Origin of the sequence: Streptomyces sp. M41, assembly GCF_043673425.1 — a bacterium.
Classification (GTDB): domain Bacteria; phylum Actinomycetota; class Actinomycetes; order Streptomycetales; family Streptomycetaceae; genus Streptomyces.
Map to the genome: position 1 here is coordinate 91304 of NZ_JBIMKE010000012.1, position 15001 is coordinate 106304.

A 15001-nucleotide genomic window follows, 5' to 3' on the forward strand; every position below is an offset into this window, starting at 1 on the left:
CTTCTCCTTTGTCCAGTCACGGTGCCGGTCACTGGAACGGCCACACTTTGACGGATTCAGAGGTGCCCGTCGCCACATAGTCGCCGTCCGGGCTGAAGATCACTGACAGCACCGGGTGTTCGTGCTCCACCACAAAGACCAGTTCGAAGTCACCGACACTCCATACGCGTGCCACATAATCTTCGCCACCGGCGGCCACAAAAGCGCCGTCCGCCGAGAAGGCGACTGCGCCGACGGGGTATTCGTGGACTATCTCACCGATCTCTTCGACGGGACCTCTGATGTCCCAGAGGCGCACCACGCCGTCTTCGCCCGCGGTGGCGAGATGTATACCATCCGGACTGAATGCCACCGAATTCAAGAACCCCCGGTGATCTTCAAAGAGTTCCCTGCCGGTGTTTGTATCCCAGATCCATAGACCACCTTGGTCGGCGACAGCCAGGCGCCTGCCGCTCGAGCTGTAGGAAACGGACGTGACCGACCGTTGGCGATGCTGGAACACCTGCTTTCCCGTCTCGGCATCCCAGATACAGGCGTAGCCGTACAGTCCGGTGGCGAGCCTAGTACCGTCCGGACTGAAAGCCGCCGAGGCCATCACCGCGGGGAAGCGGATCTGGAGAATTTTTTCGCCGGTCTGCGTGTCCCATATCCGGCAGCCCTGCCGGAAGTTTCCGACGAAGCGTGTACCGTCCGGACTGAAAGCCACGGCGTAGGGGCCCCACTTGTCCCCGGCTTTCACCTCCAATTGTTCCTCGGCATTGATGTCGTAAATACGGATCCGCGCGTCGGAGCGCACATTGACAGCCATGACCTGCCATTTCGGGTTCCATGCAATGGCTCCGCAGGGGGCAGCCAGGTCGGTCACTCCGGTCGGGCGCCTCGGCGAGCTCCCTTCGGCGGCAGCGGCTTGCTCGCTGATCCTCTGTTGCTCGACGCAAACCTCGCGACGGTGAACGCTGTCCCTGTAGCCTTCCCCGCCGTCGATGAGCGCGTCATAGATCTGGATCGCGGTGGACCAGTTCCCCGCCTCCTCGGCCACCAGGGCCTTGACGTACCACCGTTGCAGCTCGTCTGCTTGCTGCGCTGCCGTCACCGCCTGGCGAGCGTACGTCGCCAGCCCGTCCGGATCGGCAGCACTCCGGTCCAGTCCGCTGATTTCCTCACTGACGTCGACGACTTGCTGCCACCGACCCGCATCCGCATGACTGCGCAATTCCTGTTGGAGATAGGCGATGCGTCCGCGACGGCGACAGACTTCGGACCGTGCGGCGACGTCTCGGTATCCGGGTTCCCAACCGTCGATGCGCCCGTAGTTGATGACCGCGGTGGTCCAGTCCTCGACCTCCTCGGCTGCCCGGGCCAGGGTGTACAGGTCCTCCAGTCCGGCCGCGCGCTGCTCCTCTTTCACCGCCTGCCGGGCCCGCATGGCCAGCCCGTCCGGATCGGCGGCGTCCTGGTCGAACTCGCTGATCTCCTCACTGACGGCGAGGACTTCCTTCCACCGGCCCGCGTCCGCATGCTCGCGCAACGTCACCTGAAGATCAGCGACACGCCGCCGCACACGACACGACTCACCCCGCTCACCGGCATCCCGATACCCCGGCTCCAGCCCCACAACCCGCTCGAAACACTCGACCGCCGCCCCCCAGTCCCCCACCCCCTCAGCAGCCAGACCCTGCTCATACCAACGCCCCAGCTCCGCTGCCCGCTCCGCCTCCTCGACCTCCCGCCGAGCACGCGTGACCAACCCGTCCGGATCGGCGGCCTCCTGGTCGAACTCGCTGATCTCCTCACTGACGGCGAGGACTTCCTTCCACCGGCCCGCGTCCGCATGCTCGCGCAACGTCACCTGAAGATCAGCGACACGCCGCCGCACACGACACGACTCACCCCGCTCACCGGCATCCCGATACCCCGGCTCCAGCCCCACAACCCGCTCGAAACACTCGACCGCCGCCCCCCAGTCCCCCACCCCCTCAGCAGCCAGACCCTGCTCATACCAACGCCCCAGCTCCGCTGCCCGCTCCGCCTCCTCGACCTCCCGCCGAGCACGCGTGACCAACCCGTCCGGATCGGCGGCGTCGTGATCCAGCTCTTCGATCTCCTCGCCGACCTCCAGCACGGCCTGCCACCGGCCCGCGTCCGCATGGATGCGCAATTCCTCCTGGAGATCAGCGATGTTCCGCCGCTCGCGGCAGAACGCGTTCCGGGCGGCGGCTTCCCCGTAGTCCGGCTCCCTCCGCAGGACCTGCTCGTAGCTGTCGATCGCGGCGGACCAGTCCTGCGCTTCCTCGGCCTGCATCGCTCGGCCGTAGAGCTCGACGAGCTGCTGCCGGCCGACAGCCTTCTCGCGGAGCGCGGCAACGTCGGCGTTCTTCGGGTCGAGGACGAGCAGGTCGTCGAGCAGTTGCACGGCTTCGCCGGGACGGCCCATACGCAACTCCGCTCTGGCGAGGGCGTAAAGAGCGCGCAGCCTGTCGCGTTCGCCGGGGTCCACGGCTCGTTGCTGCGAAGGTGCGCGTTCGGGCGCCTCAGGTCGGCGCGGCGGGGCCGTCAAGGTGAAAAGGCTCGTCGCCTCGCCACGGACGTACAGCACCGGAGTGATCCACTCCAGAGATTTACCGGCACCGAGGATGGCGATGCGCCCGCTTCGCACGGCGTCGTCCACTCGACGGCCATGAGCCAGTGCGGTGTAGAAGCCCTGGGCAAAGCGCACGGAAGCGGCGTCGCTGACCGCGAACTGCATGGCCGCCACCGCGCTGACTCCGTCGCGTACGAGGGCCGCGCCCACGCCGGAGAACCTGTCGTCCGGCGAGCCCTGGGCGGACGAGCAAGAGTTCAGCACGACCAGGCGCAGGGGCGGTCGCGCCTCTCTCAACAGGTCCACCAGAAAGGACGCTTCCACCAAATGCTGCCCCGCGTCCCCGCCGTCGCCCTCCAGTGCGAGCTGGCCCTCCTTGGAGACATGGTCGTAACACCCGTGCCCGATGAAGTGGAGCACGTGCCAGGTGCCGCTCAGGAGCTGGGACTGCAGACTCTCCCAGCTCGCGTGCGTCAGCCAGACCAGCTCCACCTCCCCCGCGTCGATCTGGGGGGCCAGGGCCCGCTCCAGCCGCCGGCATTCGGCATCGGTGTCCAATTGGGGGAGCCCACGCGGAGCGGCGATCGCCACCAGGATCCGCAGCGGCAGCTCCACGGGCTGGGGCCTGGGCGTGGCCGAAGCCGGAAGATGCCGGATGATCGGCCACTGCCGGCACAAATAGGCCCCGTCGTGCGCGTCGAAGAGCGCCTCCCAGGGGAGCAGGTCCAGACTCGGCGCATCCGCGTCCATCCGCAGCACGATCTGCAGCCGCTCCTGCCGCTCCCGTGCCACTCCGAGGCTCGCCTGGTAGGTCCCGGAGATCGGGCCGGTGAACAGCGCGCCGAACAGCCGGCCGCCCACGTCCTGCATGGCCTGCTCGCTCAGTGGCACCACCCGGCGAGCCGCAGCCGCGGAGGCGAGGACCTTGACCTCCAGGTCGGTCCGCTGCGCGAGCAACTCCTCGACATCAAGCCTCGTCGATACGGTGGGCTCCCCGCCCGCGGCGGCCTTCAGCACCCGGACCTCGTACTCGCCGTCGTCCGGGTGAAGGGGGCTGATCTGCAGTTCCAGGACGGTGGTCATCGCCACCCCGTTCCCGGTCAACCCGCATGACCTCGCGGGCCTTCCGCGTATCCCTCGTGGAGGGGACCGGCCGGTTTGGCTACACCTCCATGATGATCCCAGGTCAACGCGCTCGCACGTTGTCCGAGCCGGGCCGAGCGAGGCTCCCGACGCCCGCGAACCACAGCGGGCCCGCCGGCACGCCGGTCCCGCACTACCGTTCCCCGACCCTCCGGTACGTCACGTCGAAGTCCACCGTCCACCCCTCACCGTCGGGCGACCGCTCCCACCGGCCCTCGATCGTGTTGCCGTCGGGGCTCACGGTGGCGGTGAGGCGTTGGTGGAAGCCGGGGGCCGCGCGCCACTGGCGCCAGGTGCGGTCGGTCATGGTGGCGCGGTAGGTGCGGGCGACGCCGCGGCCATCGGCGTAGAGGACGGTGTACTCCTCGGCGGTGTCGTCGTAGCCGGTCAGGGCGACGGTGGGGAAGGGGGCGTGGGCGGCCCACTCGCCCGGGAGGGAGGTCCCGGGGGCGACGTCGGCGCGCTGGGCGAGGAAGGCGCCGCCCTCCAGCCAGGCGAACTCCGTCCGGATGGGGCCGACGGTCCGGTCGGCGGCCCACAGGTCCCACTCGCCGGCGAAGGGGTCGAGGCGGCGCAGGGCGGGGTGGGGGGTGGGTTGGCGCATCGGAGGTCCTCCGGTCGGAAGCGGCGGGGTGGCGCCGGGTACGCCGAGCTCAGTATGCGCGGTTACTCCCGCCGTCAGACGCGCTCGCCGCCCCGGAACGGCACGGTGTCGTTCATGACTTCCACGTCGCCCGCCGCACCCACGTCCTCCGTCTCCCCCGGGTCCGCCACGCCCGGCCGGAAGCTGCGTCGGCCCACCCGGCGGGCCTGGCTCGTCGTGCACGTCGTCGCCTCGGCGGGCTGGCTCGGGCTCACGCTCGGGCTGCTGGCGCTCGCCCTCGCCGCGGCCACGACCGGGTCCGCGGTGACCGTCGAGACGTCGGTGCGGGCCATGAAGCTGTTCGCGGACTGGCTGGTGCTGCCCGTCGCCTTCCTCACGCTGGTCAGCGGGCTCGTGCTGGCCCTGGGCACGCAGTGGGGGCTGGCGCGGCACCGGTGGGTCTGGGTCAAGTTCTGGCTGACCCTCGCGACGATCACCGCCACGGCCTTCGCCCTGCGCCCCGGCCTGGGCGCCACCGTCACCGCCGTCGCGGCGGGCGAGCCGCTGCCCGATGCCGTGGACATCGTGATGGGGCCGATCGTGTCCCTGTCCGCGTATGTCTTCATGACGGTGATCTCGGTCCTCAAACCCTGGGGCCCGACCCGCCGCGGACGCCGCCTGCGCGCCGCCACCCGGGCACCGGCATCCACCGGACCCACCCGCGAGGCCGCCTGAGCCGAGCCGGCCTGATGGGCGGACGCCCACGCCGGGAGGGCAGGCGGCCGACCCTGAAATCCAGACCGTCCCGGCGCCCGGCGTCCCCGCGTCCGACGTCCCCGCATCCCGGGCCCTGACGCACACCAACAGATCCGGCCCCGCACAGCCGCCGCCGATCCGGACGGCACCCCGGGACCGTCCCGGCGCCCGGCATCCCCGCGTCCGACGTCCCCGCGTCCTGGCGCACACCAAGAGGTCCGGCCCTTAAACAGCCGCCGCCGATCCGGACGGCGCACCGGGGACCGTCCCGGCGCCCGGCGTCCCCGCGTCCGACGTCCCCGCATCCCGGGCCCTGACGCACACCAACAGATCCGGCCCCGCACAGCCGCCGCCGATCCGGACCGCACGCCCGAGGCCGGGTGTCCGCAAAGTCCCGCCTGCCCCGCCACGCCTGGCACGCTCCCCCAGGTGGGGCGCCCCCACTCGCCGCACCGGGCGAGAGCCCGAGTACGTGTAGTACGAGGGCCTCCGCCCGGCGCGCGGAGAGCACGCACCGAAGGCCCCGGGGGCCGCCCTCCGCGCGGACGGCAAGGCTTTGCGGACACGGTCTAGCGTCGCGGCTCTCCCAGTTCCCCCCTCAACCGCTGGGCCCGCAGCACCAGTTCCAGTTCGAAGCGTCGGTCCGGGTCGTCCATCTCGTCGCCCCACAGTTCCCGGATCTGACGGAGGCGGTAGCGGACCGTCTGGGGGTGGACGCCCAGGCGGGCCGCCACCTCCGGTGCCCCGCCCCTGGTCTCCAGCCACGCCAGTAACGTCTCGGCCAGCCGCCGGCCGTGTGTGGGGCCGCAGTGCGCCAAGGGTGCCAGGCACCGCAGGGCCAGGTCGTCGATCAGCTCCTCGGGTTGCAGGAGTACCAGCGCCTCGGTGTGCTCCGTGCAGTACAGGACGTCACCGGCGGGCAGCAGCCGCCGTTCCATCAGGCGTACGGCCGCCTCGGCCCAGCGCAGCGACTTCGCCGCGTCGGCCAGCGGGACCGGCGGGCCGATCGCCCCGGACCAGCCGGTCAGCGCCCGGTGCAGCAGCTCGGGGCGGCCGGCGGCGGCCGGTTCGGGGACGACCATGCGCGGCTGCTCGTACTCCATGTCGAGCAGCACTCCCTGCCCGACCGCGGGCGCCATCGCCTCCCGCGCCGGGCGCAGCAGCACGCCCACCGCGACCCGCTCGGGCAGCGGCCAGCCGATCCGGGCCGCCCGTTCGGACAGGGCGTCGCCCGGGTCGCCGCGGTGGTGTTCGGCCAGCAGCAGTTCCATCAGGCGGCGCTGGAGCCGCAGTCGTTCGCCCGCCTGTCGTGCCGCCGCCTCGGCGTAGCCGCGCACCGACTGGTCGACCAGTCCGTCGAGGTACTCGTATCCGGCGTCCACCAGCTCGTACATCGCGGGCGGCGGGATGTCGACGCGCTGGCCGATCTCGGCAAAACGGCGCCAGGCCAGTCGTACGCCCAGCCGGTAGATGGCCTGGAGGGAGTCCAGGGAGCGGCCGTTGAGGCCCTCGCCGCGGCCGAAGTCCTGGAAGACACCGGGCGGGACGGTCGGCCTCCCCTCCGAGGTCTCCAGGTGCTGGACGAAGACCTCGATCGCACGCCGGATGCCGACCAGGGCCATCGGCTCGCCCGACTCGTCGAGGACGACGGGCAGATGGGGGTACTCGCGCTGGATCTCGTGCAGGATCTCCTCGGCGAGAGCGGGTGCGTCCGCCATGGCCAGTTCAGCGAAGCGCCGGACCTGGTAGCGGGGTACGTCCCGCCAGGCCGAGCGGATGGGAGCGGCCGTGGCAGCCGTGGAGCGGGTCGCGGCCACGGTCAACTCCCCTGGCCGGCTTGCTCGTAGGTGATCAAGGGCGTGTTCGGCTGGTCGGGCGTGGCTTCCAGCAGCGCGACCACGCCGAGCGCGGCACCCACCGCGAGTACGGCGGCGAGCGCGACGGTCAGCGTGGCGGCGAGCAGTCTGGACATCGCAGGGTCAGCCTCTCTGTCCGAGATCCCGGAGGTCCCCACCCGGGTGTCGACAGCCTGATCCCGATCCTGCCCGTGCCGTCCAGTCTCGACAAGCAGTGTCAACCCGTCAAGACATTGACACCCCGTCAACGGCAGCCTACGGTTCCCGGCCCAAGAACGGCCAGGCAACGACCGTGCACCGACCGTGCATCGGCCATGAGTCACACACCCAGGAGTGCCGGATGCGCCGTACAGCCTCACCTCTCTCGTTGATTTTGCTCGGCCTCGGCACGTTTTTGCTGGTACTGGCGCCGATGCTCGCCTGGTACGTGGCCCCGCGTGCCGCCGTGAACCCCGTCGACATCGACACCACCGCCGTCTACACCGGCACCGGCAGCGTCTTCGACACCGAGAAGATCAAGACCGTGCCGGACCAGAAGATCACGGTCACCCAGCGGGTGCGCGGCAATGTGGCGGAAAGTGAACGCAGCGGCAACGCCGTCTGGGACGTGATCACCACCGTCGACACCGACAAGTCGCTGCCGGCCGCCGACCCGCACGACGCGCTGGACTACACCCCGCACCGCTGGGTGATGGACCGGAGGACGACCAAGCCGGTGCACTGCTGCGAGGAGTCGCCGTACATCGAAGGCGAGGCCTATCTGAAGTTCCCGTTCGACGTGGAGAAACGCTCCTACCAGTGGTGGGACAACACCGGCGGCACGACGATCACGATGCGCTACGACGGCACCGAGAAGATCCAGGGATACACGGGATACCGGTTCACCGCCACGGTCGCGCCCCGCAAGGTCGGCACCCGGCTCGTCCCCGGCAGCCTCGTCGGCGAGCCGGACCGGCCGCAGGTGCTGGCCGAGGAGTGGTACTCCAACCACGGGCTGAAACTCGTCGTGGATCAGGCCACGGGCCGGGTGGTCTACGCACAGACCGGTCCGCGCCGCACGCTGCGGGCGCCGGGCGGCGAGAAGGACGCGGCGGTGCTGCTGGACAGCGAGAAGATCGCGTTCACCACGGCCACTCAGCGGGAGGCCGTGCGGCAGGCGGAGCGGGACAGCGGTCTGCTGCGCACGGTGGGTGAGACGGCGCCGATCGGGGCGGCCGTGGCGGGATTCGTACTTGCGGCGGTGGGTGCCGTTTTGGTGGTACGAGGGCGTAAGCGGCCGGAATCCGCCGGTACGGTCGAGATGCCCCAGCCCTCGCTCACAATGTGACGTGACGTCAGCTCTAATAAAGCCGGAAATTGTCACGCCGGTGAGTAGCCCTGGCGAACGGCTGGGCGAAAACTGTCCAACCCCACCCGGACACAGCCTGTCCACACCCCACGCACAACGACCGTATGCAGACCAGGACCTTCGAACACCCCACAGGAACCCGAACCCTCCCCTCCCCCACGCCGAGTTCCGCACCCTGAGACGAGTTGGAGCACCCATGCCCCAGCACGTGCCCGCCCCGCTGCACGCCCCGCTCCCCCGGGCGTCGCAGCACCACCCTCCGACTCCTCCCCCACAGCCGCGCCGAATCGTTTTTCTCGCCCATCGAGACCTGGGCAACCGGTCCGCCGGCGGCTCCGAGCTGCTGGTCGACCGGCTCGCCGACGGCCTCACGGAACTCGGCCACCAGGTCACCCTGCTGTGCGGGGGCCCGGCCGCATACCGCGACTACCGGGTCGTGTCTGCAGGTGGCTCGTACGGCCACTATCTGCGCGCCAGATCCGCCTTCGCCCGTCAGGTCGGTGACTGCGATCTGCTGGTCGAGGTCTGCAACGGCATGCCGTACTTCGCGCCGCTGTGGCATCGCGGGCCCACCCTCTGCCTGGTCAACCATGTGCACACCGACCTGTGGCAGATGCGGTTCGGCGGAGCGCTCGCGCCCGCCGCCCGGCTGGGCCGAAGACTGGAGCACTGGGCGCTGACCGGTGCGCAGCAGCGCGGTCTGCTCGTCGCCGTCTCGCCGTCCACGGCCCACGCCCTGCGGGCGATCGGGGTCGAGCGGGAGCGGATCCGGGTCGTGCACAACGGGGTGGAGGAGCCGGGGCCCTTGGGCGACCGGTCCCCCGAGCCGTTGTTCGTGGCCGTCGGGCGGCTCGTGGAGTACAAGCGGATCGATCTGCTGCTGCGGCTCTGGGAGCGGGTGCGGCCGGTCACCGGGGGCCGGCTGGTCATCGTCGGGGACGGGCCGGAACGCGGCCGGCTGGAACAACTCGCCGGTCCGGGCGTCGAGTTCGCCGGTCATGTCTCCGAGGCGGAGAAGCATCGGCTGCTGTGTGCGGCGTGGCTGCTGCTGCATCCCTCGGCGGTCGAGGGGTGGGGGCTCGTCGTCACCGAGGCCGCCACGCGCGAGACGCCGACCGTGGCCTTCGACGTGCCGGGGCTGCGGGATTCCGTCGTGGACGGGGAGACCGGGGTGCTGGCCCGGGGTGAGTCGTCGTTCGCCGCCGCCTGGTGCACGCTGGCGCTGTCCGGGCATCGGCGGGAGCTGATGGGCAAGGCCGCGCGGGACCGGGCCGCACGCTATCGCTGGGACCGCACGGTTCGGCAGTTCCGGGCGGTCGCGGCGGAAGCGGTGCGACGTGGCGTCTGAACGCCGGGACGGTTCGGTCGGCTCGCGCATCACGGCTGGTCGTGGCCGGTCGCGCCCACGCGGCGGCAGCCGCGGATCGGCAACAGCCCCGGGCCCCTTCCAGAGCGCCGCACAGCCTCCGGTCATGAAGGACCCCTCCGTCCGGCGCTCGCTCGCCCTCTTCCGGGCGTTCATGCGGGAGCAGGACGACCCCGAATTCTGCTACGCCCTCCTCGCCCGTGACTCCGTCGATCAGGTCGAGGCCCATGTCGGGCCCCTGGCCGGGCGTACGGTCGTCGATGTCGGGGGTGGCGGCGGCTACTTCACCGAGGAGTTCCGGCGGCGCGGTGCGCTGGCGTATCTCTTCGAACCGGACATGGGCGAGCTCGGTGCGAAGCCGCCCGAAGGGGCCGTCGTCGCGGACGGGTATCTCCTCCCCCTGCGGGACGGCGTCGCGGACGTCACGTTCTCCTCCAATGTGCTGGAGCACGTGGCCGATCCGCAGACCTTCCTCAGTGAGCTCGCCCGGGTGACCCGGCCCGGTGGGCTCATCTATGTGTCGTTCACCAACTGGCTGTCCCCCTGGGGCGGTCATGAGTGGGCCCCCTGGCACTATCTCGGCGCCGAACGGGCCCGCGCCCGCTATCGGCGGCGTACCGGGCGGGCCGCCAAGCACACCCTCGGCGAGAACCTCTTCGCCGTGCACATCGGTACCACCCTGCGGCAGGTCCGCGCCCGTGACGACGTCGAGATCGTCGCCGCGCGCTCCCGCTACTGGCCGTTCCTCGCGCAGAGCATCGTCAAGGTGCCCGGTCTGCGCGAGTTCGCCACCTGGAACCTCCTCCTCATCCTCCGGCGGTGTCCACCATGACGACGACCACGGTCCAGGCTCCTCCCCCGGCGGCGGTGCCCACCCCGGCACCCGCCTCGGGCCCGCCGGACGGGCCGCGCTCGCGGCGCTGGCTGCTGGGGTTCTGGGCCGTGGTGTTCGTGCTGCTCCTCGCGGTGCAGCCCGGGCGGCAGACCTTCGACACCAAGCTGGGTGTGACCGTCGACCCGGGACAATTCCTGGCCGACCTCGGGCAGTTGTGGCAGGACGAGGGCAGCTTCGGCGGGATCCAGAACCAGTACTCGGGTTATCTGTGGCCGATGCTGCCGTTCTACTGGCTGGCCGATGCCGTACGGCTGCCGGTGTGGCTCGCGGAGCGGCTGTGGCTGTCGTTGATCGTGTCGGTGGCCTTCTGGGGTGCCCTGCGGCTGGCCGAGCGGCTTCGGGTGGGGAGCGGGGGCTCGCGGCTGGTGGCGGCCGTCGCCTATGCGTCGTGGCCCGTCTTCACCGTCGTGATCGGGTCCACGTCCGCCGCCGCGCTGCCCGGCGCGTTCCTGCCGTGGGTGCTGTTGCCGCTGACCGACGAGCGGTACGCCGCACGGGTCGCCGCGCTGCGGTCGGCGTTGATCATCCCGTTCATGGGCGGGGTGAACGCGGCCTCGACGCTGGCCTCGCTGCTCCCGGTCGGGCTGTATCTGCTGTCCCGGCCGCCCGGGCCGCGGCAGCGCAAGCTGATCGGCTGGTGGGTGCCGGGCGTGATCCTGGCGACCGCCTGGTGGGTGATCCCGCTGCTGCTGCTCGGCACCTACGGTGAGAACTTCCTTCCCTACGTGGAGAGTTCACAGACCACCACCGACACCATGGCGGCGACGGAGGCGCTGCGCGGGGCCGGGAACTGGGTCGCCTATCTGCACTTCGGGGAAGCATGGCTGCCGGCCGGCTGGGCCGTCGCGTCGTCCGTCGTCGTGATCGTCTGCTCGGCGCTGGCGGCCGGGCTCGGGCTCGCCGGGCTGGCCCGGCGGGACATGCCGGAGCGGCGGTGGCTGGTGCTGACCGTGGTGACGGTGGCGCTGATCCTGCTCGCCGGGTACGGCGGCGCGTTCGGGGCGCCCTTCCACGGGATCGTGCAGGACTGGCTGGACGGCGGGCTCGTGCCCTTCCGGAACATCTACAAGTTCCAGACGGGGCTCGCCCTCGCGCTGGTGCTGGGCCTCGCCCATCTGGTGGGCGTGGCGGCACAGGCGCGGGGGGCGCGGCCGGTGCGGGGGCGGCGGTTCGCGCCGCTGATCGCGGCCGTGCTGGTGCTGCCGGGACTGATGTGGCCGTACCTCAACGGCTCGATCCTCAACCCCGGTTCCTTCACGGAGATCCCCAAGTACTGGCAGGCCACGGCCGACTGGATGAAGAAGTACTCCCCCGACGCCCGCGCCCTCGTCGTCCCGGCGACCGCCCACGGCATCTACACCTGGGGCTCCACCATCGACCAGCCCCTGGACGTCGTCGCCGACTCCCGCTGGGCCCAGCGCGACTACGTCCCCTTCGGCACACCCGGCAACCGGCGCGCCATGGACGCCGTCGAGCAGGCGCTGCTGAGCGGGGGGCAGGTGCCGGGGCTGGCCGACTATCTGAGCCGGGCGGGCATCCATTACGTCGTCGTCCGCAATGACCTCGATCCCGACCAGGTCGGCTACATCCCCACCACGACCGTGAAGCGGACCCTCGAACAGTCGGGGTACGAGCGGGTGACGGGCCTCGGGCCGCACATGACCGGCGGGACGATCGCGCCGGGCACCCCGCTCCAGGTGGAGGGGCTGTATCCACGGCAGCGGGCGGTGGAGATCTACCAGCCGGCCGGCACCGGGGTGCCGCGTCCGCACCAGGCCGGACTGCACCCGGTCGCCGACACGGCCGTGGTGTCCGGCGGGCCGGAAGCTCTGCTGCCGCTCGCCGCACGACTGCGCGGCCGGGCGAGCGTGCTGACCGGCGACAACCACCCGGGGCTCGGCTCGCCGCCGGTGCAGGTGGTCGGGGACGGGCTGCGGCGGGCGGACACGCGGTTCGGGCTCGTCAACGCCAACACGTCGTACACGTACACGCGAGACGAGCGCAACCCGGCCGGCGCCGCCCAGGACGCCGGGGAGCAACCGCACCAGATCCTCCCGACCACGGGTGCCGGGCACCAGACGGTGGCCGAGCTGCGCGGGGCGCGGTCGGTGACGGCGTCCTCGTACGGCAGCTGGCTCTTCCATCTCCCGCAGTTCGATCCGGTGAACGCCTTCGACGGCAACCCGGACACGGCGTGGACCGAGGGTTCGGAGGGGTCGCCGGCCGGGGAGTGGCTGCGGATCGGCTTCGCGGGCGGCTCGTACGACATGCCGTCGTCGTTCAAGGTCGTTCCGCTGCCGCAGGAGGGTGTGCGGGCGGCGGCGACGCGGGTGCGGGTGGAGACGGAGAAGGGCTCCGCCAGCAGTTCCCTGCGGGCGGACGGCTCCGCGCAGACCGTCAAGGCGCCTGCGGGTGCGACGCGTTGGATGAAGCTGACGATCACGGACTCGGTGTCCCGGCGGCCCGGTCTGACCGGGGCGGGCTTCGCCGAGATCGAGCTGCCGGACGTGCAGGTGACCCGGCTGCTGCGGCTGCCGCGTGACGCCGAGCGCTCCGGTGCCGCCGCCGAGATCGTCTCCATGTCCCGGCCGGCCGACCCCACGGGGCTGTCGGCGACGGGCACGGAGGCGGGCCTGCACCGGCGCTTCACCACGTCCACCGCGGGCACGTACGAGGTGCGGGCGAGTGCGGTGCCGGTGCCGGGCGAGGCGCTGGACAAGCTGCTGTACCAGGTGGCGCCGGACCAGCGGAATCAGATCGTCGCGACCGCCGACTCAACGGCCCGGCTGGGGGCGGGGCTGTCGCCCCGCAACCTCACCGACGGCGATCTGACCACGGCGTGGATCGCGGGCGAGCGGCCGACGATCCATCTGCGCTGGCCCGGGAAGCAGGCGGTCTCGGAGATCGTGCTGGCGCCGGCCGGGGGGCTCGCCACCCGGCCGACCGAGGTGCACATCAGCTCGCCGGACGGCGCGGTGATCGCGGGTGTCGACGAGAACGGCTGGGTGCGCTTCCCCGCCATCACCACCGACCGCCTCGACATCACGATCACCCAGACGGCCCCGCTGACCCTCTACAACCCGATGGTGGACGAGGATCTGCGGCTGCCGGTCGGCCTGACCGAGGCCTATGTCCCGGCCCTCGACGAGTACCGGACCCCGCAGCCGAGGAGTTCGCGGACCTTCTCGCTCTCCTGCGATCAGGGCCCGGTGATCGCGGTGGACGGAGAGCTGTACCGGACGAGTGTGCGGGGCACCGTACGGGATCTGGTGGAGCGGCGGCAGGTCGAGGTGACGCTGTGTCAGCGGGGCAGGGACGACGCCGAGTTGCGGCTGGATGCGGGCGAGCACCGGGTGGAGGCCGGGGACGCCGGTCCGCTCGTGCTCACCGATGTGACGCTGACCCGCGGGTCGGTCGCGGAGGCCGCCGCCGCCGGGCGTGAGCTGGGGATACGGGACTGGCTCGGCGACCGGCGCAAGGTGACCGTCGGGTCCGGAGCGGCGAGCTACCTGACGACGTACGAGAACTTCAACGACGGCTGGCGCGCCACTCTGAACGGTACCGAGCTGACGCCGGTACGGCTGGACGGCTGGCAGCAGGGCTGGCGGATCCCGGCGGGCTCGGGCGGCACGGTCGAGCTGTCGTACGAGCCGGCGGTGGCCTACGAGGCGGGGCTGATCGGCAGTGCGGTGGCACTCGCGCTGCTGGTCGCCCTGGTGCTGTGGCGCCGGCGGGCCCCGAACCCCGACGAGCCGCAGCCGGTGCCGCCGCTGCCGGGGCTGTGGCTCGGGACGGTGGCCGTGACGGTGGTGGGCGTGTTCATCGCCGGGTGGTTCGCACTGCTGGTGCCGGTGCTGGCGGTGGTGGCATGGCGGCGGCACGCGCTGCTGGTGCCGATCGCGCTGGTGGCGCTCGCGGGTGCGGGGATCACCGCCGCGCTCGGTGCCGGGGAGCCGGTGGGCGCGGAAACGGGCGCCTTCGGGCGGACGGCTCAACTCCTCGCGCTGATCGGGCTGTTCGCGGGAGTGGTGGGGGTGCGCGCGGAGACGGCAGGGCCCGACTCCACCGCCGTGCTCGCGCCGGCCGCCGCGGCCGGTGGACCGGGCTTTGCCGCGCCGGAGGCGCCGACCCGCCCGCTGCCGCAGCGGGAGCGGGGGCACAGTCCGATGGGCAGCGGGCCGGCCGAGCCGGACACCCGGCCCCCGGCGTCCGAGTCGGGACCCACCGTCTCGGCACGCGGCCCCGGCGCACCGCCGGACTCCGATCCGCCCACCGCCCGCATCGGCTTCCGCAAGCCGAGACCCCGAGCGACCCACCCGGACCAGGCGCCCGGCACCGGAGCCACGGGGAAGGGCGACACGGGGCCCAGCGACGCGGGAAGGGGCGAACCCACATGACCGCACGGCACCAGCCCGCGTACGCGAACGCCCTGGGCGAGAACCCAACCACCCCCGGCGAGGCGGGGCAGGGCAC

At 71.6% G+C, this 15001-nt stretch carries 9 protein-coding genes; 5 read left to right on the plus strand and 4 right to left on the minus strand.

Annotated elements, in window-relative coordinates; genetic code table 11:
• Positions 1 to 28: 28 nt before the first annotated feature.
• On the minus strand, positions 29 to 3664 hold the full coding sequence (locus tag ACHBTE_RS17455; RefSeq protein ID WP_394724808.1) for a CHAT domain-containing protein: 3636 nt from the start codon (positions 3662 to 3664) through the stop codon (positions 29 to 31).
• A gap of 193 nt (positions 3665 to 3857) precedes the next feature.
• Positions 3858 to 4328, minus strand: coding sequence for a hypothetical protein (locus tag ACHBTE_RS17460; RefSeq protein WP_394724809.1), 471 nt, complete (start codon positions 4326 to 4328; stop codon positions 3858 to 3860).
• A 114-nt stretch (positions 4329 to 4442) separates the two neighbouring features.
• Here ACHBTE_RS17460 and ACHBTE_RS17465 point away from each other — a divergent pair, with 114 nt between their 5' ends.
• Complete coding sequence (locus ACHBTE_RS17465; RefSeq protein WP_394724810.1) at positions 4443 to 5042, plus strand: DUF2269 domain-containing protein; 600 nt, start codon at positions 4443 to 4445, stop codon at positions 5040 to 5042.
• A gap of 590 nt (positions 5043 to 5632) precedes the next feature.
• On the opposite strand, the gene ACHBTE_RS17470 is transcribed toward ACHBTE_RS17465, so the two are convergent.
• Positions 5633 to 6880 (minus strand): helix-turn-helix domain-containing protein, encoded by a 1248-nt coding sequence (locus tag ACHBTE_RS17470; protein ID WP_394724811.1) that lies wholly within the window; start codon positions 6878 to 6880, stop codon positions 5633 to 5635.
• A gap of 2 nt (positions 6881 to 6882) precedes the next feature.
• Positions 6883 to 7035 carry a hypothetical protein gene (locus ACHBTE_RS17475; RefSeq protein ID WP_167364376.1) on the minus strand — a complete coding sequence of 51 codons (153 nt, stop codon included), beginning with the start codon at positions 7033 to 7035 and terminating at the stop codon, positions 6883 to 6885.
• Between the two features lie 224 nt (positions 7036 to 7259).
• On the opposite strand from ACHBTE_RS17475, the gene ACHBTE_RS17480 reads away from it, so the two are divergent.
• The 4 genes from ACHBTE_RS17480 to ACHBTE_RS17495 all read left to right on the plus strand — a co-directional run bounded on the left by ACHBTE_RS17480 (position 7260) and on the right by ACHBTE_RS17495 (position 14925).
• Complete coding sequence (locus tag ACHBTE_RS17480) at positions 7260 to 8246, plus strand: DUF3068 domain-containing protein (RefSeq protein ID WP_394724812.1); 987 nt, start codon at positions 7260 to 7262, stop codon at positions 8244 to 8246.
• A gap of 217 nt (positions 8247 to 8463) precedes the next feature.
• Positions 8464 to 9615 (plus strand): glycosyltransferase family 4 protein, encoded by a 1152-nt coding sequence (locus ACHBTE_RS17485; protein ID WP_394724813.1) that lies wholly within the window; start codon positions 8464 to 8466, stop codon positions 9613 to 9615.
• 124 nt (positions 9616 to 9739) lie between these two features.
• Complete coding sequence (locus ACHBTE_RS17490; RefSeq protein WP_394724814.1) at positions 9740 to 10465, plus strand: class I SAM-dependent methyltransferase; 726 nt, start codon at positions 9740 to 9742, stop codon at positions 10463 to 10465.
• Positions 10462 to 14925: an alpha-(1->3)-arabinofuranosyltransferase family protein gene (locus ACHBTE_RS17495; RefSeq protein WP_394724815.1), complete on the plus strand. Its 4464-nt coding sequence runs from the start codon at positions 10462 to 10464 to the stop codon at positions 14923 to 14925. The genes ACHBTE_RS17490 and ACHBTE_RS17495 overlap by 4 nt, the downstream gene beginning before the upstream one ends.
• Positions 14926 to 15001: the final 76 nt, after the last annotated feature.